This window comes from Pseudoalteromonas distincta (assembly GCF_005877035.1).
Taxonomy (GTDB): domain Bacteria; phylum Pseudomonadota; class Gammaproteobacteria; order Enterobacterales; family Alteromonadaceae; genus Pseudoalteromonas; species Pseudoalteromonas distincta.
In genome coordinates, this window is the sequence record NZ_CP040558.1 from 552,640 (window position 1) to 577,682 (window position 25,043).

Sequence of the window (25,043 nt, forward strand, 5' to 3'; positions counted from 1 at the left end):
CAACCTAAAACTATTTATTGCACTACTTTATCATAAATATTTGCGAAATATTATTTACTCATGCCAACAACGCTGTTAAAATTTGGCCGCAATTCCTTATCTTAGATCCACATGTGAGAAGTTGCCAAAATGCTTAGAATCGCTAAAGAAGCTCTTACCTTTGATGACGTACTTTTAGTACCTGGTCATTCTACTGTTTTGCCACACACGGCAAATATTTCAACTCGCTTAACGCGTGGTATCAAACTTAACTTGCCGCTTATTTCAGCATCTATGGATACTGTTACAGAAGCTCGTTTAGCTATTGCCCTTGCGCAAGAAGGTGGTCTTGGTTTTATTCATAAAAACATGACTATTGAAGAACAAGCGAAAAACGTACGTAAAGTTAAAACCTACGAAGCAGGTATTGTTTCATACCCTGTAACGGTTACTGCCGATTTAACAATTGCAGATGCAATTGAGCTTTCGCACGAAAAAGGTTTTTCAGGCTTTCCGGTTACCGACAGCAATAATGTGCTTGTAGGCATTGTTACTAGTCGTGATATGCGTTTTGAAACTAAGCTTGAACAGCCTGTTTCTACCGTTATGACTAAAAAAGAAAAGCTTGTTACCGTTAAAGAGGGCGCAGCACGCGAAGAGATTTTAGGCTTAATGCACGAACACCGCATTGAAAAAATCTTAGTTGTTGATGATGAATTTAAACTCAAAGGCATGATCACAGTAAAAGATTACCAAAAAGCCCAAGACAAACCTGACGCATGTAAAGATGACCAAGGTCGTTTACGTGTAGGTGCTGCTGTAAGTGTTGGCGCAGGTACTGATGAGCGCATTGCTGCATTAGTAGAAGCGGGTATTGATGTTTTACTTATCGATACATCGCATGGTCACTCTCAAGGCGTTATTGACCGTGTTACTAAAACTCGCAAAGAGTACCCAGACTTACAAATTATTGCAGGTAACATTGCAACAGCTGAAGGTGCGATTGCACTAGCTGATGCCGGAGCGGATGCAGTTAAAGTAGGTATCGGCCCTGGTTCTATCTGTACTACACGTATTGTTACCGGTTGTGGCGTTCCACAAATTACCGCTATTTCAGATGCTGTTGAAGGCTTAAAAGGTCGCGACATTCCTGTTATTGCTGATGGTGGCATTCGTTTTTCTGGTGATATTGTTAAAGCACTTGTTGCGGGTGCATCGTGTGTAATGGTGGGTTCTCTTCTTGCTGGTACAGAAGAAGCACCAGGTGAAGTTGAATTGTACCAAGGCCGTTATTACAAATCTTACCGTGGTATGGGCTCATTGGGCGCGATGGATCAAAAAGAAGGTTCATCAGATCGTTACTTCCAAAAATCAAATGAAGCTGACAAGTTAGTACCTGAAGGTATTGAAGGTCGCGTAGCTTACAAAGGTCCTATTGCAACGATTATTCATCAGCAAGTAGGTGGCTTACGTAGTGCTATGGGCTTAACGGGTTGTGCAACAATTGAAGAGCTTAATACAAAACCACAATTTGTACGTGTTACTTCAGCGGGTATGGGTGAGTCGCACGTTCATGATGTGCAAATCACTAAAGAAGCACCAAATTACCGCTTAGGTTAAGCAGCGTAATTAATTTAATATACTGGGCTTGCTTTGCAAGCCCTCTTTTTAGTCGTTTACATTAACAAACGGCATTTAGCATCAGACTTTACGAGATACTCCATGAGCAAAGATATTCACGATTCACGAATTCTCATTTTAGACTTTGGTTCACAATACACTCAATTAATCGCCCGTCGTGTGCGTGAAATTGGTGTTTACTGTGAACTTTGGGCATGGGATGTGACTGAAGAGCAAATCCGCGAGTTCAACCCACAAGGTATTATTCTTTCTGGTGGTCCAGAATCAACAACACTTGAAAACAGCCCGCGCGCTCCTGAGTATGTATTTAATGCAGGCGTGCCTGTGCTAGGTATTTGCTACGGTATGCAAACAATGGCAGCTCAACTTGGTGGAAGTGTACACAGCTCTGATAAAAAAGAGTTTGGCTACGCACAAGTTGAAAAAGTAGGCAGCTGTGCATTATTTGATGCAATTGAAGACCATATTACTGATGGCGGCAACGGCATACTTGACGTATGGATGAGTCATGGCGATAAAGTAATGGACATTCCAGCTGATTTTACAACAACAGCTAAAACATCTACTTGTCCACATGCTGCAATGTCTAACGAAGAAAAGCGTTTTTACGGCGTACAATTTCACCCAGAAGTAACGCATACTCATCAGGGGTTACGTTTGCTTGAGCGTTTCGCTATTGATATTTGTGGCTGTGAAAAATTATGGACTCCTGCAAAAATCATTGATGATGCTATTGAGCGTATTAAAGAAACTGTAGGTGATGACGAAGTTATTTTAGGTCTCTCTGGTGGTGTTGATTCATCAGTTGTGGCTATGCTTATTCACCGTGCAATTGGCGCAAAGCTAACATGTGTATTTGTTGATAATGGTTTACTTCGTTTAAACGAAGGTCAGCAAGTGATGGACATGTTTGGTAATAAATTTGGCTTAAACATTGTTAAAGTTGAAGCTGAAGAGCAGTTTTTAAATGATTTAGCTGGTAAATCAGACCCAGAAGATAAACGTAAAGCCATTGGTCACACGTTTATTAATGTATTTGATGAGCAAGCCAAAAAGCTTAAAAATGCGAAATGGTTAGCACAAGGTACAATTTACCCTGACGTTATTGAATCTGCGGCATCTGCCACAGGTAAAGCGCATGTTATTAAATCGCACCACAATGTGGGCGGATTACCAGATGACATGAAAATGGGCCTTGTTGAGCCATTGCGTGAATTATTCAAAGATGAAGTACGTAAAATTGGTCTAGAGCTAGGTTTACCGTACGACATGCTTTACCGTCATCCTTTCCCTGGACCAGGTTTAGGTGTACGTGTACTTGGCGAAATCAAAAAAGAGTACTGTGATTTACTACGCCGCGCAGATGCGATTTTCATCGAAGAGCTACACAAAGCTGAGCTTTACCATAAAGTAAGCCAAGCGTTTACTGTATTCTTACCAGTTAAATCGGTAGGGGTTATGGGCGATGCACGTAAGTACGATTGGGTTGTATCACTTCGTTGTGTAGAAACAATCGACTTTATGACAGCACGCTGGTCACATTTACCATATGAGTTTTTAGGTGTGGTTTCAAACCGTATCATTAACGAAATAGATGGTATTTCTCGTGTAGTTTACGATATTTCAGGTAAACCACCTGCAACTATCGAATGGGAATAATTAATTTTAGTTTTAATTAACTAATTTTAAGTGATTAAAAAACGGTGGATTAGCATGCTAATTCGCCGTTTTGTTTATTTAAAAAGCAGTTAAACTAAAAGAGTGATTTTTCTCTTTACCTTTGGCGAAACTTCTCTATAATTCGTCGTCATTGCAGGGGCGTAGTTCCAATTGGTAGAACAGCGGTCTCCAAAACCGATGGTTGGGAGTTCGAATCTCTCCGCCCCTGCCATTTCTTCTTTACATCGTTTTTATTACTTCTTATATTGTTCAAATGTCTAATCTACTGAGTTGTTATGCATCCACGTTACGCAGCTATTTTTGATATAGAAAATCTTGAACTCAATCAGCATTATTGTTCTCAAGCAAATGACCAAGCAGATACTTTATCGCAAAGCACGACAGCTAGTTCTTTAACGATAAATGAGCAACTATTTGCAGACATTAAGCTCAGTGCAGGGGCTATTATTATAAATAGCGTTGTACAGGGTAGTGAGATGCAATTAAACGACAATCAGCTTACATTGCCAACCCCACAGCTCAACGCCTCTGAGAAGCGCGCTTTATGGGCTTTAATGAGTGAACACCTTGATAAACTTTAAATCAGTAGATGAAACTGCAATACCTCAATTAATGGCCATCGAAACAGCATGTCATAGCCATCCGTGGACTTTAAATACAATGAGTTCATGTATAGGCGGGCGCTATTTTAATGTTGCCGCATTTGATGAGGTGAGCATGATTGGTTTTTATATTGGTGAAAAAGCAGGGCCTGATTTTACGCTTATGGATATTTGTGTAACACCAAGCCACCAGGGTAAGGGTATTGCAAGGCAGTTGTTAGCCCAGTTTATTGAATATGGTGAACAGCAAAATGCTGAAAACCTCTTTTTAGAAGTACGCGAATCTAATACGCGGGCTATTGCGCTATACGAGAACGCTGGCTTTACAGAGATGTCAGTGCGTAAAAACTACTATCCAAGTGATAATCCGGCCAAAAATGGCTTTGAAGACGCTATTTTAATGGGCATGGCATTAGGTTTAAACTTTTCATAATTAAAGTCGGTGATTAGCGTTTTAAGCATAGAGCGCTAACGCACCGAACTTGTACTATTTTGTAAATTTTCTTTTAGGTTACTTTGCCACTAATTGCTTGCTCAATGGCTGCTATTAATTTATTTACCAGCTCGTCTCTTGGCACTTTATTGTTACTTTTTAAATTTTCTTCAAGTGCCGCAGCGCTGTGATAAATTTCATCAAAATTAAAGCACCCAGAACTACCTTTAATACTGTGCGCTATACTTCTTAATGCTTCCCAGTCATTACAATGTTTCAGAGTTTTAACTTCTTCTAAATAAGTAGGTAAGTTGGCTAAATAGTTATCAGTAATTTGCTGAAACTTTTCGCTTTTTAATAAGCTGTCCCACTTATTTTGATTATCCTTTTCAAGATGTAGGTAGCTTACGAGTACATTTTCCAGAGCATCTTTATCAATGGGTTTAGCGAGTGCTTTGTTGCAGCCTGCTTCTAGGTAAGTGCCTATATCGTGATTCATTACGTTAGCAGTAAGGGCAATAATGGGGCCATCGTATGCTGCATGACGAAGCATTTTAGTCGCTTCTAATCCGCCCATTACAGGCATTTGCATATCCATTATAATAAGCTGATAGTCGTTAACGAGTGCCATTTCTACAGCTTGTGCGCCATTACTAGCAATATCGGGTTCAAGGCCCCAAGTTTGAAGTAATAATTTAATTAATAGTTGGTTATCAGGGTTATCCTCTGCGACTAAAATATTAGCCTCAAAGTTATTGGTCGCAAACGATAAGAGAGGGTCTTTCTCTGGTATTAACTGGCTTTCTTGCGTTAAAAACTCAAGCATTGGTTGATCATCAGATAACTGACACGACACCCTAATTGTAAAGCGGCTACCAACGCCAACTTCACTTTCAAGCGTTACATCGCCACCAAGTAACAGTGCTAAATTTTTAGAAATACACAACCCAAGACCTGTACCACCAAAACGACGTGTGGTTGTGGCATCGGCTTGCTCAAACGGTTTAAACACACGCTCTATTTGATGCTCAGACATCCCAATGCCGGTATCTTTAATTACAAATTCTAGCTTTTGACTTGCTTGTAAATAATGCACGCAAACAGACACACTGCCATTTTCGGTAAATTTAACAGCGTTATTTGCAATATTTATAAGTATTTGTTTTAAGCGGGTCACATCACTATAAATGGTGCGTGGTAGCGGCAGTTGGTAATCAATATTAAGGGTTAATTGTTTTTCTTGTGCCAGTGGTTGAATAATTGATTCAATGTCATGCACAAGCTGCACTACGTTTAACGCAGACAAATCGACAGCTAGCTTTTCAGCTTCAATTTTAGATAAGTCGAGTATGTTATTTATTAACTCTAGTAAGTGTTTTGAATTACGTAAAATAGTGCTTAGATGTTGTTTGTCGTTGGCTACTTTGTCGTTGTGGAGTAATTGCTCTGTAAAGCCCATAATAGCCGTAAGTGGCGTTCGTATTTCGTGACTCATATTAGCTAAAAAACGACTTTTAAGCTGATTAGCTTGCTCGGCTTGGCCAATTGCAAGCTCTAGTTGGCTGTTCATGGCTTCAAGTGCTTTAGTACGACTTTCTACTTTATCTTCAAGGTGATGTTTATATTCTTCAAGCTGCTGCTGGTAGTGTCTAATTTGATTAACCATGTGGTTAAAGTCGTTAAACAAAACACCCACTTCGTCATTTGTATGAGCTGGTAAGTGCACCGACAAATCGCCATCACCAACACGATGGCTTGCAGCACCTAGTAATTCAATTGGATTAAGTAATAAATTACGTACCACTATAAAAATTAATATTGGCAGGGTGATTATCGAAATAATAACAATTAAGCCTGTTATTAAGCTTATGGCTTTACCAGATTGATAAAGCACACCTTTGGGAATGGTTGAAACGTAATAATATCCACCGGGCATTTGTACGGCAAAAATCATGCGCTCTATTTTATCTATGCTTGAGAGTTCAATGGTAGAAAGCATGCCTATATCGGCAAGATCGTGTACTTGGTTAAGTTCATATTCGCTTATGTATTGGCCGCGCATGTTGTAGTCGGAGCTAAATAAAATTTTCCCGTCTTTGGTCAACATTAAATTAAGTGTGTTGTTATATGGCGCTTCTAAAATACTGGAGTTGAGTATTGAAGGCTCTATATGTATTACAATAAAACCAAGCTGCTGTGGACGTTTCAAGTAGTAATCAACGCTGTCAATTCGTTGAATGAAATATAAGCTCGTGGTGCCATCGTCCTTTTGAATCATAAATTGCTGTGTACTTAAATTACTTTGCAATACTCGATTAAAAAATGGATAGCTTTTGGGCGCTGTTGTTAGGTTATTAGAGTAGTAGGCATCACTTTTCCCACTTGCTGAAACTAAATTAATGCTAATTATATCTGGATAAGCTTCGCTGTAACTGGCAAATACATCCATAAGCGCGCCAAGTTTTCGGGTGTAATTACCGTTGGCGCTAATATCGTTTGCTAAAAAGTCACTAAGTACTGGCGAATTTGAAAGTAGTTTTGCAGTAGAGTGAAAAGAGTCGATATAGTTGAATATTTTTTGCTGTTGTTGCTCAACAAAACGGCTCATTATTAAATCAGCTTGTTTTTGTGTTGAATTAGTGACATTGGTGAGCGTAAAGCCACCTAAAAATAGCAGTGGTAGAATAACAAGAGGTGTTATGTACCATAATAATCTTATACTTAACTTACTGGTTTTCATGACCAAACGACTTATCCTCCATGCAATCTGCCAATAATATGCGTTACGACCTGATTACACAAGCTTATAGCGGTCTTGGTGGCTAAATTACAATCATTAGTTGCATGATCTTTAGCTCTTTTTTTTATGTTTAAGTTATTTAAATTTAACAAATTACACTGAATAATATCAATTCAGTGTTTAAAAAACTTACATAGTTTTACATTTTTTAAAGTTACGAATTTATTGCCAAATTGGGAAGCATCTATTGTAGAGCGAAATTTGCACACAAAACACTCCACATGCTTTTATATTTTTGCCAAGCTGCTCTCCATAGTCGATTTACTGCCACGAGTTTATATATTGATGCATAGGTGAAATAAGGCTGTGAGGCTGAGAAGGCATAGCAAGGTTTAATACGATGATTTTGAGTGTTTGTTTAAAACGAACACGTGTAAGAAATACGCATTCGTAATAATGTTATTACCTATTAAATAATTACATATTTAACAGCCGTATGAGCGTACTAAAAAGTCGATGGTTATTTCAACCCATCGATCAATCGCATCTTTAGTTATTGGTTTATCCGGATGAGTTAGATATAACAAATGCAGTTCGCTGCGCATTAACGCAACAAATACATCGGTAGCTTCTTCAATGCTAATAGTTTCAAAGTTAAGCTCGTTTGAAGCGACTGCATCTGTTAAGTACTTAGAAACTTTACCTTTAACTACAAGCGGACCTGAGTTGTAAAACATATGACCAAGAGCAGGAAAGCGGGGAGCTTCAGCTATTACGACGCGGTATAGCGCCATTGCAGATTCCGCCAAGGCGACTTGTAAGTAGGCATACCCTAAGCGGCGTAAGTTTTCAGTTAAGTTGCCCGGTTTAAAAGTAATATTATGAATTGAAGCCGTAAATACTTCGCATTCACTTTTTATGACTGCTAAAAATAATGTTTCTTTATTTGCAAAGTGAGCGTAAACCGTCGATTTTGATACCCCTGCTTCACGTTGGATCATATCAGTAGTCGCACCGTTAAACCCATGAGTTAAAAATATTTTACGAGCTGCTTGTAATACTGTCCTTGCTTTTGCGCCAAGCTCTAGCTCACTAGGAGGCGTAGTGCTTTGGGAATTAGTAAGCTCTTTTGTCATTACATTTCACCTTGACATGATATTAAATTACGAATAGCATACCAAACCGAGCGGTACAGTTCAATTTAAGCTTTGAGTTTTCTGTAACTAGTCCACTTCAGTAACGCTAATATAACTTAGCTAATTGTTTCTAAAATACATTCATGATTGTGAGCTTGCTAATATTGATTTGTTGAATTTTTCTGTTAACAAGTCAAACCGAGCGGTACAGTACATGTTTGTTGCATTGTTAAATTTGGGATATCGAAATGGCAATTCTGCGTTTTAATAAAAGGCTTTTTAACTATTCACGGCACACAGCCATAGCACTTACGTCAATTGCTATTTTATCGGGGTGTGTTGTAGGTCCTACATTTGAAGAGCCTAATGCAAACATAAATAACACGGTTGTAACGCCTACAGCCGACTTTGGCCAAGGCGAGCAAAGCAACAAAGCTGAATTAGTATGGAACTGGTGGACTATATTAAACGACCCTATTTTAACTGAATTAGAGCAAAAAGCGCAGCTGGGTAATCTTGACTTACAAATGGCTTCAAGTCGAATTGCACAAAGTCGAGCTGCGTTGGGTATAGCATCATCAGAGCGTTTGCCAAACGTATCTGCTGGATTTGATTACAAACGTGAAGGTCTTAGCGAAAACGGTAAATTTGTCGCACTTGGTGCGCCACCAGATGCTGATAACTTTTGGCAACTAGGGTTTGATGCCAGTTGGGAGCTGGATTTATGGGGTCGTAATAAACGAATAGAAGAGGGCGCAATCGCTATGTTGCAAGCGTCATTATTTGAACGTGAAGCTGTGCGGGTCAGCCTCGCGGGCGAAGTTGCTAAAGCCTACTTGTTGCTGCGAAGTGCGCAAACACAATTAGAAATCACACATGAAAATAAAAGCATTGCAGAGCGTATATTAACCCTTGTGCAAAGTCGTGAAAAAAATGGCGTAAGCACGCGGTTTGAAACTATTAGTGCCCAGGCAGAACTAGCAACAATTAATGCGGGATTACCAGAGGTAACACAGCGTCGTAATACTTTAATGAATGCACTTGCATTATTAATTGGAGAGCAACCGCGTGCATTAAATGCTTTATTAGCAGCACGTATACCACAGCCACATATTCCTACTGGCATACCTAAGGTGATCCCATCTGAATTTGTAAAACGTCGCCCAGATATTTTACAAGCTCAGGCAAATTTACACAGTGCCGTAGCCGCTATTGGTGCAGCACAAGCAGATTTTTACCCGCGTATTACGTTAACGGGTACATTAGGTGTTGAAGGTTATGCGCAGCACGATTTATCAACGTGGGACTCACGCGTATTTTCTGTTGGGCCCAATGTATATTTGCCTATTTTTCAAGGTGGACGCTTAAAGTCACAACTTAAATTAACAAAAGAACGCGAGAAAAATGCGGCATTAAATTATCGCCAAACAGTACTCAAAGCATGGCATGAAGTAGATAACGCAGTAGATGGCTGGGCGGCACAGCAAAATCACCACGATAAAGTAGAAATAGCATATAACTTTAATAAACAAGCACTACATAGTGTTGAGCGAGCTTACCAGCAAGGTGCTGCAGATTATCTTAGTGTACTCACTGCACAGCGCCACTTACTGGCAAGCCAAACTAATTTAAACAATAGCGCCACTAATGCATCACTTGCGGTGGTTAGCTTATATAAATCATTAGGTGGAGGCTGGAATCCTGATATTTTGCCTAAAAAAACATCAGCGAGAAATGAAATAGTTGCGGAGGGGGAGTAATGAATGCAGCCACAATTAATGTGCCCATACAAAACGCGGATCCCATTGTAAGACCCGCAGGACCTTCTAAACAAGCAATTGCCGGGCTCTTAGGTATTTTTATTGCGGCAATGATGGCCGGTTTAAATAATCGTGTCGGTTCTTTAGGTCTTGTTGATATTCGTGGCGTGTTGGGCGCAAGCCTTGATGATGCATCGTGGCTATCGAGCGCTTACACCGTAGGAGAATTAATAGCAATGCCGTTTGCTTCATGGTTTGCTATTACGTTATCGGTTAGGCGTTTTCATATTAGTATGGTGACAGTATGTGGTTTTATAGCCGCAATATTGCCGTTTATTCACAACTTAGATTTACTGATCGCTTTACGCTTTATCCAAGGTGTAAGCAGTGGCGCGTTAATCCCTATTTTAATGATGGCCGCACTTAAGTTTCTACCTCCTCATATTCGTTTACATGGTTTAGCTTTATATGCAATGACTGCTACATTTGCACCTAATTTAGCTATTTGGTTAAGTGGCCAATGGGTTGATGGGTTATCTGATTGGCGCTTAATTTACTGGCAAGTTATTCCATTGTGTCTTGTAGCCGGCTCTCTAACAGCATGGGGCTTACCAAAAGAAGGTGTTAAGTATGCTCGCTTTAAAGAAGGTAACTGGTTAGGTCTAATATGCGGGGTTTCATCACTTGCGTTAATTGCTACAGCTCTCGATCAAGGAGTTCGGCTTGACTGGTTTAATTCATCACTTATTACCGTATGCTTTAGTGCTGGAATTGTTTTGTTTGGATGTTATTTGTTTACGGAGTGGCATCATAAAACCCCATTTATGAAGCCTCAGCTAATCGGTAAACGTAATTTAGGTATTGGCGCGGTGATACTAACGTTATTGTTGGTGGTTTTTATGTCGGGTTCAATGCTTCCTTCAGTTCATTTAACAAATTTACATAACTATCGAGCATTACAGTTAGCGCCTATTGGGTTGCTTATTGCTTTACCGCAGTTAGTGCTGGGATCTGTTGTTGCACTTTTTTTATATAAAAAATGGGTTGATGCACGATTTGTTATGGCAATAGGCCTGTTCTTAATTTCTCTTGCTTGTTTTAGTGGTACTCAAATAACGCCGCAATGGCATGGCGATCAATTTTTAACAGCCCAGTTATTGCAGGCATTTGGCCAGCCAATGGCCGTTGTCCCTATATTATTCTTAATGACTAGCGTGTTAGACCCAAGTGAGGGCCCTTACTTTTCGGGAACTATAAATACCTTGCGTGTTTTTGGGTCGCTAATTGGTGGTGCAGTTGTTGGACAGTTGATCGTTGTTCGAAGTCGTTTTCATAACGAAATGTTATTAGATCATGCTTCACTAGTTGGTAACTCTCTACCACAAAGCGCAACACCTGCGGAGCTTGGTAGTGTTATTGCTCAGCAGTCTTTAGTTTTATCTATTGCTGATGCGTATTTAGTGTTGGGAATTATAGCCCTTGTCTTAATTCCGTTGGCACTGTGCATGGACTTTGTACCTGCACCGAATCTAAATAAATCTTAAACCTTATTTTTAAAATTGAGTAATAAATTATGGCATTATCAAAAGCAGTTAAATTTACCGTGGTAGCAACCTTATTTGCTGTTGTTGCAGGTAGTATTGTTTATTTAAATACACCAGAGTCATCGGCTTCAAAGCAAACAACAGATGACGCATATATACAAGCCGACTTTACATTTGTATCGCCTAAAATATCAGGTGTCATAAATGAGGTATTAATTAAAGATAATCAGCGTGTAGAAAAAGGCGATGTGTTAGCAACGATTGATGACCGCGATTATGTAGTTGCTATTGACGTAGCTAAAGCACGGGTTAATAGTGCACAGGCAAATATTAAAAGCCTAAAAGCAAAAATTATTTATCAGGAGTCTGTAATATTACAAGCAGAGGCCGGTATTGAAGCTGAAAAAGCAGGGCTTGAATTAGCAAATGTAAATCTAACTCGATACAGTAATTTAGCGTCTGATGGCTCGGGCACTGTTCAAGCGCTTCAAGAAGCACAAGCAAAGCTAGCAATTCAAAAAGCTAACTTACATAAAAAAGAAGCAGCACTAGTTGCAGCAAAGCAGCAAACAGCTATTTTAAATGCTGATCAAGATAAAGCAAAAGCATTATTAGCTCAGTCAAATGCCTCATTAGAAGAAGCATTATTAAAGCTCTCTTACACAAAAATTAAAGCACCTGTTAGCGGTATTGTTGGTCAAAAGGCTGTGCGTGTAGGTGGCTTTGTAAGCCCAGGTAAGCCACTTCTCGTTATTGTGCCATTGGATAAAGTGTTTATAAGTGCAAATTATAGAGAAACACAACTAGCTAATGTAAAAGTTGGTCAACAGGTTGAAATTAAAGTTGATGCATTGCCAGGCGTGACATTAAAAGGACACGTTGACAGTCTAAGTCCAGCAAGTGGTGTAAGTTACTCCACTATTGGTGCGCATAATGCAACAGGCAACTTTACTAAAATAGCGCAGCGCCTACCGGTGAAGATTAGTTTAGATGCTAAGCAGCCTTTACTTAGTCAACTACGTGTTGGAATGTCGGTTGTACCTACAATTGATGTTGTTAAGTAACTACTCATTTTTATTTAAACGATCTACGAGTAAATTGTAGGTCGTTTAAATATCGCTTGCTGTACACATTTATTTTAAAGCTAAGATATTTTTAAGTAGATAGCACACTTTTATACCGACTCCTGTTACAATTGCCATTATTAAAAAATCAACTATTGACGCTTTATTATCAGCTGTTTGCAACGTGAAAATCAGCGAGAATAGTAGTTAATTACGATCAACATAACGGGTTTACTCGCAGACGCTTATAAAAATGCATTCAACCCCGCATATAAACTAAAAGAATTTATCAATGGCAGACCAGACTATTATCAATGAAATCAGCAAGCGAAGGACCTTTGCTATCATCTCTCACCCGGATGCTGGTAAAACAACGATTACCGAAAAAGTATTGTTATTCGGACAAGCTATTCAAAGAGCTGGTACTGTAAAAGGTCGCGGCTCTAACCAGCATGCTAAATCTGACTGGATGGAAATGGAAAAAGAGCGTGGTATATCAGTTACTACTTCTGTAATGCAATTTCCATATAACGACGCACTTGTTAATTTACTTGATACGCCAGGACACGAAGATTTCTCTGAAGATACGTACCGTACATTAACAGCAGTAGATTCGTGCTTAATGGTTATTGATGCTGCTAAAGGTGTAGAAGACCGTACCCGTAAGCTAATGGAAGTTACACGCCTGCGTACCACACCTATTGTTACATTTATGAACAAATGTGACCGTGATATTCGCGACCCAATGGAAGTGCTGGACGAAGTTGAAACAGAGCTAAATATTGCCTGTGCACCCATTACTTGGCCAATTGGTTGTGGTAAAGAGTTCAAAGGTGTTTATCACATTCATAATGATGAAGCTGTTTTATATAAAACGGGCCAAGGTCATAAAATTCAAGATGTTCGCACAATTAAAGGCCTTGATAATCCAGAGTTAGATATTGCCATTGGTGAAGACTTAGCTGCGCAGTTACGCGATGAGCTTGAGCTTGTTATTGGTGCATCAAACGAATTTGATTTAGATCTGTTTTTAGCCGGTGAGCTTTCGCCAGTTTATTACGGTACCGCACTTGGTAACTTTGGTGTTGATCACGTGTTAGATGGTTTAACTAAGTGGGCGCCAACGCCATTACCACGTGAAACCGAAGACAGACTAATTGTTGCAACTGAAGAAAACTTTACCGGGTTTGTATTTAAAATTCAGGCCAACATGGACCCTAAACACCGTGACCGTATTGCATTTATGCGTATTGTATCGGGTAAGTACAGCCAAGGCATGAAAATGAATCACGTGCGAATTGGCAAGCAAGTGAGCATTTCTGATGCGGTAACCTTTATGGCGGGCGATCGTGAACGTGCCGCAGATGCTTTCGCTGGCGACATTATTGGCTTGCATAACCACGGTACAATTCAAATTGGTGATACGTTCACGCAAGGCGAAAAACTTAAATTTAGTGGTATTCCTAACTTCGCCCCTGAACTATTTCGTCGTATTCGCCTTCGCGATCCGCTTAAGCAAAAGCAATTATTAAAAGGTTTAGTGCAACTCTCTGAAGAAGGTGCTGTACAAGTATTTAGACCACTTATTAATAATGACTTAATAGTAGGCGCGGTAGGTGTACTTCAGTTTGATGTGGTTGTAGCGCGTTTAAAAGCAGAATATAACGTTGATGCTATTTATGAAGGCGTAAACGTGAATACGGCACGCTGGGTAAGCAGTGATGACGTTAAAAAGTTTGAAGAATTTAAACGTAAATGCGAAAGCAATTTAGCTCTCGATGGCGGTGATAACTTAACTTACATTGCGCCGAGCCGTGTAAACCTTAACTTATCGGTAGAGCGTTACCCAGAAGTAACGTTTAGCCATACACGCGAAAATTAGAGCTCATTTACAAGAATTAAAAGAAAACCTGCTTTGGCGGGTTTATAAAGGTAAAAAAATATGAATATTCGTACTATTTTAATTGAAAAAGCCATTGCAGCTATGGTCGGTGCAGGCTTACCTGAAGACACAAACCCGGCAGTAACGCAAAGCACGCGTCCACAATTTGGAGATTACCAAATTAATGCAGCCATGGGCGCGGCTAAAAAAATGAAAAGCAACCCACGTGAGCTTGCACAAAAAATTATTGATAACCTTGATGTAAGCGATATTGCTCAAAAGACTGAAATTGCAGGCCCAGGTTTTATTAATATTCATTTAAAGCCTGAGTTTTTAGCGCAAAGCGTACAAGCCGCTAACAGTGATGCAAAGCTTGCTGTAAATGAGCATGCTAAGCCACAAAAAGTGGTTGTTGATTATTCATCACCAAACCTAGCTAAAGAAATGCACGTAGGTCATTTACGTTCAACCATTATTGGTGACTCAATTGTACGTGCGCTTGAATTTAGAGGCGATACGGTTGTGCGCCAAAATCACATGGGTGATTGGGGTACGCAATTTGGTATGTTAATCGCGCATTTAGAAGATCAAATTAGTCAAGGCGTTGACTTAGATACTGTTGCGCTTGCTGATTTAGAAACTTTTTACCGCGATGCTAAAAAACGCTTTGACGACGAAGAAGGCTTTGCAGATAAAGCACGTGACTATGTTGTTAAACTACAAGGCGGCGATGCGCACTGTGAAAAACTATGGAAGCTATTTATAGCGACCTCAGTTAAGCACTCTGAAGAAGTATACAAGCGTTTAAATGTAACGCTTACTCAAGCCGATATTATGGCTGAAAGTGCTTACAACGCAGAGCTTAACGATATTATTAGCCTATTAAAGGATAAAAACATTGCTGTAGAGTCGCAAGGCGCGCAAGTGGTGTTTTTAGATGAGCTTGCAAATAAAGATGGCGAGCCATCAGCGTTTATCGTACAAAAATCTGGCGGTGGTTTTTTATATGCAACAACAGATTTAGCAGCATGTGACTATCGTTCAAACAAATTAGGTGCTGATCGCATCTTAATTTTTGTAGATGCACGTCAAAATCTACACTTTAACCAAGTAGAGCTAACAGCGCGTAAAGCTGGTTTATTAAGAGACGAAACAAGTTACGAGTTTTGCCCGTTTGGCACCATGATGGGCGCCGATAATAAACCATTTAAAACACGTACTGGCGGCACAGTAAAACTTGCTGATTTATTAGAAGAGTCAATTAACCGCGCAGCCGCAAAATTAGCTGAACGTGAGTCTGATTTAAGTGATAGCGATCGCAGCGAAATTGCCCGTAAAGTAGGTATTGGCGCAGTTAAATATGCCGACCTTTCTAAGCACCGTACCAGTGATTACATTTTTAACTGGGACAGCATGCTAAGTTTTGAAGGCGCAACCGCTCCTTACTTACAATATGCTTATACACGCGTACGCAGTATTTTCCGCAAATCAGGCGTTGATGCTGCTACATTAAATTCAGACGTTGCAATTGTTGAGCCTCAAGAAAAAGCACTTGCACTTAAGCTACTACAGCTCGAAGAAGTACTTGATTTAATGATCAGCGAAGCAACACCGCACGTACTATGTGGTTACTTATATGAGCTTGCAAGCTTATACATGACATTTTACGAAGCTTGCCCAGTACTTAAAGAAGGCGTAGAGCCAAGCGTGCGCGATAGCCGTTTAGTGTTGTGTAATTTGGTTTCAAGAACATTAGAAACGGGATTAGATCTGTTAGGCATTGAAGTCATGGAGCAAATGTAATCTGCTGCGTGTAGTTCGCTTTGACTGCGTTGTCGTGCTTTTTTAGCCTAAGTCACATACTAAATGTATGCTCCTTGGCATAAAAAAGCACTCCGTCTTGTCAGCACTCCTACACTTGCAGATGAAATGTTTTACATTGTAGGTTGGGTTGAGTGAAACGAAACCCAACGATACACCCGAGACTCGGTGCTATTTCTATCGTATATACCTGAGACTCGATACTTGTTATTACTCAATATCTATTGTTTTAAGCTCGCTACTCTAAGCTCTTTTCTAAGTCTTTATTTAAAGGATTTGTTATGAAACTCGAAGATATCCGCCGTGAATACCTGCAAGACGCGTTAAGCGAAGATAACTTGCAAGATGATCCGTTTAAGCAGTTTGAAACATGGCTTGAGCATGCTGTAGCAAGCCAATTACCCGATCCAACAGCGATGGTTGTAGCAACTGTTGATGAAACCGGTCAACCTTCACAGCGCATAGTGCTTTTAAAGCATCTGGATGATAACGGCTTTGTATTTTTTACCAATACAGGTTCGCGTAAAGCGCAGGAGCTTAAAGGCAATAACAAAATTTCCTTGCACTTTCCGTGGCATCACATGGAACGCCAAGTTATTGTTTATGGCGAGGCTAAACCATTACCAACTTCTGCTGTGGCAAAGTACTTTTTATCTCGTCCTAAAGAAAGCCAATTAGCCGCCTGGGCATCAGCGCAAAGCCGTCCGGTGTCATCACGTAAAGTACTAATGGAAACCTTTGCTAATATGAAAAATAAGTTTGCTAAAGGTGAAATTCCATTACCTGATTCTTGGGGCGGTTATTGTGTAGTGCCCACTAAAATTGAGTTTTGGCAAGGTGGGGCGCATCGTTTACATGATCGTTTTATGTATCAGCGCCAAGCAGATAATAGCTGGCAAATTACACGCTTAAATCCTTAATAAATAGATGAGTAAGTAACCGTGCAATTTATTGACTCTCATTGCCACCTCGATTTTAGTGAGTTTGATTCAAGTCGTGAATCGCTCATAACCGAGTGTGTAGCAAAGGGAGTTAATCAGTTTGTTGTACCGGGTATTACGCTTGCTCAATCGCATACTCTTATAGAGCTCAAAGCAACCTATCCAAGTATAAAAATAGCGGCAGGGCTACATCCTTACTTCTTAGATCAACATAAAGAATCGCACATAGAAGCATTATTCGAGTTTGCAACTACAAATAAGCATCAGCTGGTGGCTATTGGTGAGTGTGGGCTTGATAGAAGCATTGAAAACCTCTCTAAACAAACTTATTTATTTGAACAGCAAATAAAGCTTTCTAATGAGCTAAGCTTACCGCTCATTGTGCATCATAGGCAAAGCCATGATTTAATTGCGCAATCGTTTAAACGTTGTAAGCCAAAAAATGGGGGAGTGATTCATGCATTTTCAGGTTCAATCCAACAAGCGAAGTACTATATCAAACAGGGCTTTAAGCTTGGCGTAGGCGGTGTTATTACCTATAAACGTGCAGCTAAAACCCGTGCTGTTATTGCCGCTATTGAGCCCGAGCACTTAGTGCTTGAAACAGATTCACCTTCAATGCCTTTAAGTGGCTACCAAGGGGAGGTTAACACGCCATTGCATATACCTGATGTGTTTGACGCACTATGTGATTTAAAGCCAAACAGCGAAAAAGAGACGCTTGCAAAGCAACTTTATGATTCTTGTTCAGATGTTTTTTGCATATAACGATTTACCTGCCAGCGCTTTAATCCACGGCCTAACTGCCACGTAAAAATACAAGCAATCACTAGCATTAGTAAAACCTGCCTGCCTAAGTCATGAAAATGATTATGGCTGTCGGATATTGCAGCGCGAGTTAAATAAGTAATAGATACAAAACCTATAGGGCGGTCATCATCGCTTATAACAGGTTCCATAAAAGGTGTTTTTAACTTACTTATTCCGGGGGTAGAATCAGAAAGTTGACCATAAACATGGTGCGACTGCCAATTGTCGCTACTGGCTAATAAAATACCCTGTTGATCGTAAATAGTCGCAGAAAGTACAAACTCATCTTTACTTATATCGTTACAAATTGCATTGAGCTGGGGTTTGTTTTTTTCGATTAAAGGTGTTTTAACATTTAAAGCCATAAACTGAGTGAGGCTTTTGGCGGTGCTGTCGGCGCTATCGTAAAGTAACTGGTGACTCTGAAAACTACTATTAACACCCACCCAGCTTAGTAATACAAAACAGCCAGCCGCAAGAATTAAGCGAACGAGTCGCTTTCTTTGGGATGCGCTTATAGGGTTTTTAATATGGTTATTTTTCATAGTCACCGTTTATGCTACTGACAGCATTTTGATTTGATGTTACAACTACACTAACTATAACCTTAAACCCCACCTGATGGCGAATTTAGTGTTGAGAATAGCAGTTTTGAGATGCCAACTATCAGGAAAATAAAAATAAACACGGAGATCCCATGTCGCAAATCAACATGGCACAGCAAGCTGCTGAGCAACCATTACAACACTTAACTCTAAATAAATGGTTTAGCTATAGTGGTGGTGTATCTACACCTCTCGATTATATTCCAAACAAAGCATTAGGGTTATTTAGCATCGCATTTGCAGGTGATTTTGCAGAAAAACACATTGCCAATATTGTTAACTTTTTAGCGACACATAACCAAAACGTCACCGCTATATGCAAATACCAACCTGATTTAGGGCTTGCACCAGCACTGTGTTTTTACGTGCAAAATGCAGATAAAACTATAAACCCGTTAGTACTACAAGAATTTTCAAACACACTTGATTGTCAATTAGTGCAAGTTACTACGCCGCCTAATTTATATGAGCCAGGTTTATTGGTTATGGATATGGATTCAACTGCAATAACTATTGAGTGCATAGACGAAATAGCACGCCTTGCGAACGTATACGATGAAGTTGCCTCTGTAACTGCACTTGCAATGGCGGGTAAACTTGATTTTAGTGAGAGTTTATATCAGCGTGTAGCTAAGCTTGAAGGTATTGAAAAAAGCTTAATTGAAGAACTGAAAAGTACATTACCATTAATGCCTGGTATTAAAATACTGTGCCAAATTTTAAAGCAATATAACTGGTATTTGGCGATTGCCTCAGGTGGTTTTGTGCCTTTTGCAGAGCGTGTACAAGAGCTGATTAATTTAGATGAAGTGCACGCTAATGTGCTCGAATTTAAAGACGACAAGCTAACAGGTAAAGTACTGGGTACGATTGTCGATGCGCAGCAAAAAGCGGTCGTTTTAGAGGTGCTTCAGCAAAAGCTAGGGCTTAAAAAAGCACAAACTGTAGCTATTGGAGATGGCGCAAATGATTTAGTGATGATGGCAAAAGCAGGCCTAGGTGTGGCCGTGCATGGTAAGCCTAAAGTGGTTGAGCAAGCACAAGCGGCTATTTGTGAAGGGTCATTATTGCAATTGTTGTATATGTTGGCTATTCCGTTAGAAAAACAACCAACACTTTAAAATAAATTAAGTTAAACCGCTTAACGTAAGCGGTTTAACCAAATTAGCTTACGGCGGCTCATTTGTGCAACTTGCTCTTTTTTAAGTTCTAAATGGCTTAGCGCTTCTTCAGTTATATCTACTACATCACCCACACCAGCTACGGCCCATAAGGCTTCTTCTAAATCTTTAGCTTTGTGCATTGCGTACTGACTTACGTATTTTAGCTCATTAGAAAGATAATCAGTATCGGGGCGACCTGTGCGCGATATATACAAACGCATTACGAATATAAGTTGCGATGTAATGCCTTTACTAATTTGTTTATAAAAGCTTGAGTAGTCTTCACCTAAAGCGCATTGGCTAACAATAGCCTCTTCAATACTGCCTTTTCGAGGGTCGAAGTTAATAGCAAGTGTAAAAGCAAGTGGTGCATCTTGGCGGCTGCGATCTTTGATATTTGGTGTTATTACATTAATAATTTGCTCTTCAGTCAGAATGCTTGAAAAGTCAGTTTTGTTACTTAATAAACCAAAGTTTTGCAAAATTACGTGAATAGGGCTGGCGTATAACCCATATCCAATTGCGCCGGTTTTAAAGTGTGCAGCTTCTTTGTGTAAATATAGCGGAAATTGGCAAACGCTTTTTGTAACCATATTTCTAAGTGCGGTAGATAAGCCTTCTACTTTAGGTGCTTCTTCAGATACTTTAAGTTTGTCTTTATTACCTTCTATTAGCTGAGTGAAAAAGGTCACGCCAGCATGGGGTAAATCAGCAATACGATTTGCTTTTAGGTTAATAGTAGTAAATGACTTACTGATGGCCATTACTTCGTACTTTAGTTCACTAAGCTTATGCTTTTTAGTTATTTTTTGAAGTTCAGGGAATGCTAAAAGTACTATATCGCCTTTTTTAAATGTGGCAGGTTGTTCGCACTCTAACTGCAAACCCATTACCGAAAAGTCACGTGTATAGCCATTAAATACCTCATCATTAATAGTAACACTAACTGGTGTTTTATAAAGATAGCGCTTATGCGAGCGTAAATTTACGTATTCAAGTGGCACAATATCTAAGTAGGGTGGTGTTTTGTGTTTTGCGTGGCCAAAGTGCTTAAGCTGATTTACTAATGCTTTATCAAAAGTAAGTTGTTTATAATTTTCTTGCTCAGCTTTATTGCCAATATTTGTAAGTACAACAATATACTTAACATCTTTTATAAGGCCTTTTACACGAGGTGAAGGTGGCTTATTTAATTTTTCTATATTTTCACCGGCACTATTGGGTAGTGAAAGCGGTATAAAAGAATCATCTGGATGACTTGGCATTATTTGTATTTTAAAGCACTGCCAGCTCTCTTTTTGGCTACCAAAACCTAAAAATAGATCACGTAATTTAGGGTTGTTATTTAACTCTGTACGCGTCGCTGAGTAGTAATAAATTTTACCTGATGATATATGTGTAAATGTATAGAGGTAATCTTCTTTTACTGCGGTAATTTGAGTTAGTAATTGTGTAATACGCTGATGATTAAGAATATTGTACAAGCACGGTACTTTTTTTTCATCGGTAAAGTAGCGCTGAATAAAAATATTATTTTCAGTGGTAAGGCTGAGGCTTGGGTAATATTGCTCCTTTTTTTTACTTAAAAACACATATAATGACGTTACGCGAGGAATGTAGTACTGCTCATACCCCTTTGATACTACAGCATCGAGCGTATTATCTAGATTTACTTTATAACGACGCTTATTACCATGAATAAAACTTTCTAAAAAGTCATTAAAGGCATCGTTGTTTTCTATATAAGTGCGCTTTAAGCGGATGTGATTAAATTCACGAGAGATATTTTCTACTGCAACAACTTCGTATTGAATACCGTTTTTTAGGCCAAGTTCAAAGTCTTGCTCAAGGCCTACTAAGCGCATTGCGATGAGTTCGCCTTTTTTTATAGAGTAGCGCGTTGCAAGCTTAACTTTACAACCGCTTAAAGATATATCTGAGGTGCTAGCAGCAATGTTCTTTTTATCTTTGTAATCAATCGTTACTTTTATTGAGTAATTCATCCGTTCTTCACGGCGGCTCTCGTAAGAGGCAAACTTAATTACTTCAGTGTTTAAGTTATTTTCTAGCTCTTGTAACTCTGATTTTTCGGCTGCTTGTTTTTGTAATACGCGGTGGTTATTTTCTGTATTCATTACGGCTTCGTAAACAGCTAAGGTGTATTCACCATGTTGTTTAAGCGCTTTTTCAAACACTTCAATGGCTGTGTCATCCATAAAGTGTTGCTTGCCGTTATGCTCATATGGTTTTACTTGGCCTGTCACTAATCCACGAAGATCAACAAAACGTGCCACTGGCTGAGATAAACGCGACATTTCCATTTTCATTAAAAATTGCTCAGGTTTGGTTAACCCTGCGGTTTTTGATTTGAAAATTAGATCAAATTTAGCGTTGCCTAAATATGTTTTTAACTCATTCACGAGGTCTTCGTGTTTGAGCATTATGTCATCAGCCATTTATAAAACCATCACCGTCTAATTGAAAAAGTAGGTATACTGTTAAGTCCATTTATTAGAAGTTCAATAAACGTTAAATCGCTCTATGTTATTAATATAGGTACAATTATTTGAGTTACTACTGTTTAGCTCTTGTTATGTATGTGTTATTTGCCATTTTATTGGCAAGTTACTTTAAACTATTACAAAGCAAAAAGTATGCCCTAAATTATAGCTAAAAAGAAACACCATGTGTATTTATTGATTGTGACGCTAGATTTTTAAGCAGGCAAGAGTTTGTTGCTAAGTAAATGCCTGAAATGGCAAAATAAGCGCTTAATAGTAAGAATTTTTTTAATTTAAAGAATAGTAGGTAAAGTTATCAATGGCTAAAGCGGCAAAAGTAGAATTTGTTTGTACCGAATGTGGCATGAACTATCAACGTTGGCAGGGTCAATGTCGCTGCGGTGCGTGGAACACATTAGCGGAATTTAAGCCTTCAGCAGGGCACAGTAAAAAAGCATCAATACGAGCAAACGTTGGTGGTTATGCTGGTGGTGTTGGTGGTGGCTCTAAAAAAATCAATGATATTGCTACATCAGAGGCTGAAAAGCAGCTAACTGAAATCGGCGAGCTTGATCGCGTACTAAGCGGCGGGGTGACTACTGGCTCTGTTAATATAATTTCGGGCGATCCGGGGGCGGGTAAGACAACTTTGCTATCTGACCTAGTGGCGAGAATGTCACAACGGATGCCGTCACTTTACTGTACGGCAGAAGAATCTTTATCGCAGTTTAAAAACAGGGTAAATCGTTTAAAGTTAAACTATAACCCGGACGAGCTTTATTTACTTTCAGAAACGAGTGTTGAAACCATCATCGAAGAACTCGAGAAAAATAAAATTAAGTTTGCTGTTATTGACTCTATTCAAGCTGTTGTAACCGATACGGCAAATGGTAGCCCAGGTTCGCCTTCGCAAGTAAAAAGCGCCGCCCAAGCATTAACTCAGTACTGTAAGCAAAATGATGTAACCATGTTCATTATTGCTCACGTAAATAAAAATAACGAAATAGCAGGCCCTCAAACACTTGTACATATTGTTGATGCGCTTTTACACATAGATACCAACGATGGGCAAATACGAACCCTTAGGGCAAATAAAAACCGCTTTGGTGATATTGATACTGTTGGCATTTTTAAAATGTGTGAACGTGGGATGTTAAGCGTTGATAATCCAAGTGAAATATTTTTATCGGGTTCAACCACTGACTCACCTGGCTCTACTATTACCTGTATTCGTAAAGGGAATCGTAATTTATTGCTTGAGATTCAATGTTTAACTACCGAAACAGAAGCTGAATTTCCGCAGCGTGTTTGTGTTGGTTTAAATATGAATCGTATAAAAATGCTGACCGGTATATTACGTAAGCATACTAAAACTAAAATATTTCACGATACGTTTTTTAATATTGTGGGTGGTTTAAGAATTGATGAGACAGAAACCTGCATCGATTTAGCATTAGTAACCGCGTTACTTAGCAGTTTAAACGAATTTGTTGTACCTCGTACCACGTGTATTATGGGAGAACTTAGCTTAAACGGCGATGTACGCCCAATAGACAGTGGTGTACCGCGTGTTAAAGAGGCTGCACAACATGGTTTTACAGAAATATATATTCCATTTCGCAATTACCATAAGTCGATGGAAGGGCTAGGCGCTAAAATTACCCCTGTAAAAACCGTACATGAGTTACTTAGTTTGATTAATTAACACTTATCGGTGATGTTCTTCAGTGTTACTCTTAAGTTGAGACACTTTATAGAAAGAATTAAATAAGGAAATGACATGAAAAAATTAGTTATAGTTGCAGCTCTTGTGGCCGCAGGCGTGGGTGGTGTTAGTTACGCAAACTACGTAGCAACTCAAGAAGTGCGTGCAGAAGTAGATAAGCAACTTGCTTTAGTAAGCGAGCAAACTGGCGCTACATTTAAATACGCTGGTTTATCGGCAAGTGTTATTTCAAAGAGTGTAGAAATAACAAATATGGAAGTAATAAGCCCTGAAGGTGACAATGTTGCTAATATTCAAAGCATTGAAATAACTGGCTACGAGCCGGATAAAATATCACCACATACATCATTTGATGTAAAAAGCTTTCAGTTTGATAAAAGCTTCGTATCAAAATTACCAGCTGATACAAACGAAATGTTAGCGTCGGCAAGTTACGACTTACATTCATCACTTGATTACGATGAAGAGTCTGGCAATAGTGATGTAGTAGTTAAGCTTGATGCAAAAGACATTGTTAGTTTTAATATGGATATGGGTTTAGCTAATTCAAAAGCGTTAATGGATGCTTCATTGGCTATTAGCAAGGCGCAGCAAGAAGCGGGTGATCAACCGCTGACGTATGAGCAAGAATTACAGCAGCAAACACTTGTTATGCAAGCAATGAGTAAATTAGAGCCGCGTAATGTTAGCTTTGCCTTAAATAACCAAGGTAAATTAAAAGATTTACTATCAAGCGAGCTTGAAAAGCAAGGTATGACGCTTGAGCAAATGGAAATGACGCTAGAGCAACAGTTACAACAAGCTCCTGTAACTGAAGATATTGCAGAGGCTTTAACTAGCTTTGCGAAAGGTTTAAATTCATTCAGTGTGTCTGCAAAGCTACCTGAAGGTAAAACTATGATGGAAATTAACCAACAAGTTATGATGCTAGTAGGGCAACCTGAAGAACTAGTTAAGTTTATTAACTTAGAAGTTAAAGGTGATTAGGCCTTAGTTCTGTATTAATAAAGGCGCC

At 39.3% G+C, this 25,043-nt stretch carries 18 protein-coding genes and 1 tRNA gene; 15 read left to right on the top strand and 4 right to left on the bottom strand.

Annotated elements, in window-relative coordinates; translation table 11 throughout:
- The first annotated feature begins 129 nt into the window (after positions 1–129).
- From guaB to rimI, 5 genes are all read left to right on the top strand, one after another.
- The gene (gene guaB / locus FFU37_RS02470; protein ID WP_002958783.1) at positions 130–1,599 is read left to right on the top strand and encodes an IMP dehydrogenase; all 1,470 of its coding nucleotides are present in this window, start codon (positions 130–132) and stop codon (positions 1,597–1,599) included.
- A gap of 102 nt (positions 1,600–1,701) precedes the next feature.
- Entirely contained in the window at positions 1,702–3,279 is a 1,578-nt protein-coding gene (gene guaA, locus FFU37_RS02475; RefSeq protein ID WP_002958782.1) for a glutamine-hydrolyzing GMP synthase, read from the top strand.
- Between the two features lie 155 nt (positions 3,280–3,434).
- Positions 3,435–3,511, top strand: a tRNA-Trp gene (locus tag FFU37_RS02480).
- 64 nt (positions 3,512–3,575) lie between these two features.
- On the top strand, positions 3,576–3,881 hold the full coding sequence (locus FFU37_RS02485) for a hypothetical protein (protein WP_138488634.1): 306 nt from the start codon (positions 3,576–3,578) through the stop codon (positions 3,879–3,881).
- Entirely contained in the window at positions 3,868–4,335 is a 468-nt protein-coding gene (gene rimI, locus FFU37_RS02490) for a ribosomal protein S18-alanine N-acetyltransferase (RefSeq protein ID WP_002958780.1), read from the top strand. Before FFU37_RS02485 ends, rimI begins: the two co-directional genes overlap by 14 nt.
- A 73-nt stretch (positions 4,336–4,408) precedes the next feature.
- Here rimI and FFU37_RS02495 read toward each other — a convergent pair whose 3' ends face one another.
- Both FFU37_RS02495 and FFU37_RS02500 read right to left on the bottom strand, forming a co-directional pair.
- Complete coding sequence (locus FFU37_RS02495; protein ID WP_138488635.1) at positions 4,409–7,075, bottom strand: ATP-binding protein; 2,667 nt, start codon at positions 7,073–7,075, stop codon at positions 4,409–4,411.
- A gap of 485 nt (positions 7,076–7,560) precedes the next feature.
- Positions 7,561–8,211, bottom strand: a complete 651-nt coding sequence (locus tag FFU37_RS02500) for a TetR/AcrR family transcriptional regulator (RefSeq protein WP_039484933.1) — start codon at positions 8,209–8,211, stop codon at positions 7,561–7,563.
- A gap of 248 nt (positions 8,212–8,459) precedes the next feature.
- Between FFU37_RS02500 and FFU37_RS02505 the strand changes: the two genes are divergently transcribed.
- The 7 genes from FFU37_RS02505 to FFU37_RS02535 all read left to right on the top strand — a co-directional run bounded on the left by FFU37_RS02505 (position 8,460) and on the right by FFU37_RS02535 (position 17,991).
- Positions 8,460–9,971 carry an efflux transporter outer membrane subunit gene (locus FFU37_RS02505; RefSeq protein ID WP_052201190.1) on the top strand — a complete coding sequence of 504 codons (1,512 nt, stop codon included), beginning with the start codon at positions 8,460–8,462 and terminating at the stop codon, positions 9,969–9,971.
- On the top strand, positions 9,971–11,515 hold the full coding sequence (locus tag FFU37_RS02510) for an MFS transporter (RefSeq protein ID WP_138488636.1): 1,545 nt from the start codon (positions 9,971–9,973) through the stop codon (positions 11,513–11,515). The genes FFU37_RS02505 and FFU37_RS02510 overlap by 1 nt, the downstream gene beginning before the upstream one ends.
- A 29-nt stretch (positions 11,516–11,544) precedes the next feature.
- A complete protein-coding gene (locus tag FFU37_RS02515) occupies positions 11,545–12,579 on the top strand; it encodes an HlyD family secretion protein (protein WP_138488637.1) in 1,035 nt (344 codons plus the stop codon).
- Positions 12,580–12,871: 292 nt separating this feature from the next.
- Positions 12,872–14,461: a peptide chain release factor 3 gene (gene prfC, locus FFU37_RS02520; protein ID WP_002958776.1), complete on the top strand. Its 1,590-nt coding sequence runs from the start codon at positions 12,872–12,874 to the stop codon at positions 14,459–14,461.
- A 60-nt stretch (positions 14,462–14,521) separates the two neighbouring features.
- Positions 14,522–16,264, top strand: coding sequence for an arginine--tRNA ligase (argS, locus tag FFU37_RS02525; protein WP_138488638.1), 1,743 nt, complete (start codon positions 14,522–14,524; stop codon positions 16,262–16,264).
- Between the two features lie 299 nt (positions 16,265–16,563).
- Positions 16,564–17,202 (top strand): pyridoxamine 5'-phosphate oxidase, encoded by a 639-nt coding sequence (gene pdxH, locus FFU37_RS02530; protein ID WP_138488639.1) that lies wholly within the window; start codon positions 16,564–16,566, stop codon positions 17,200–17,202.
- Positions 17,203–17,223: 21 nt separating this feature from the next.
- Positions 17,224–17,991, top strand: a complete 768-nt coding sequence (locus FFU37_RS02535) for a TatD family hydrolase (protein ID WP_138488640.1) — start codon at positions 17,224–17,226, stop codon at positions 17,989–17,991.
- Here the strand turns inward: FFU37_RS02535 and FFU37_RS02540 are convergent.
- Complete coding sequence (locus FFU37_RS02540; protein WP_002958772.1) at positions 17,958–18,578, bottom strand: AhpA/YtjB family protein; 621 nt, start codon at positions 18,576–18,578, stop codon at positions 17,958–17,960. The genes FFU37_RS02535 and FFU37_RS02540 overlap by 34 nt on opposite strands.
- 152 nt (positions 18,579–18,730) lie before the next feature.
- Here FFU37_RS02540 and serB point away from each other — a divergent pair, with 152 nt between their 5' ends.
- Entirely contained in the window at positions 18,731–19,759 is a 1,029-nt protein-coding gene (serB, locus tag FFU37_RS02545; protein ID WP_138488641.1) for a phosphoserine phosphatase SerB, read from the top strand.
- 20 nt (positions 19,760–19,779) lie between these two features.
- On the opposite strand, the gene FFU37_RS02550 is transcribed toward serB, so the two are convergent.
- The gene (locus tag FFU37_RS02550) at positions 19,780–22,257 is read right to left on the bottom strand and encodes a PilZ domain-containing protein (RefSeq protein ID WP_138488642.1); all 2,478 of its coding nucleotides are present in this window, start codon (positions 22,255–22,257) and stop codon (positions 19,780–19,782) included.
- A gap of 364 nt (positions 22,258–22,621) precedes the next feature.
- Between FFU37_RS02550 and radA the strand changes: the two genes are divergently transcribed.
- Together radA and FFU37_RS02560 are read left to right on the top strand one after the other, a co-directional pair.
- Positions 22,622–24,007, top strand: coding sequence for a DNA repair protein RadA (radA, locus tag FFU37_RS02555; protein ID WP_002958769.1), 1,386 nt, complete (start codon positions 22,622–22,624; stop codon positions 24,005–24,007).
- 75 nt (positions 24,008–24,082) lie between these two features.
- Complete coding sequence (locus tag FFU37_RS02560; RefSeq protein WP_002958768.1) at positions 24,083–25,015, top strand: aq_1923 C-terminal domain; 933 nt, start codon at positions 24,083–24,085, stop codon at positions 25,013–25,015.
- The last annotated feature ends 28 nt before the right edge of the window (positions 25,016–25,043 follow it).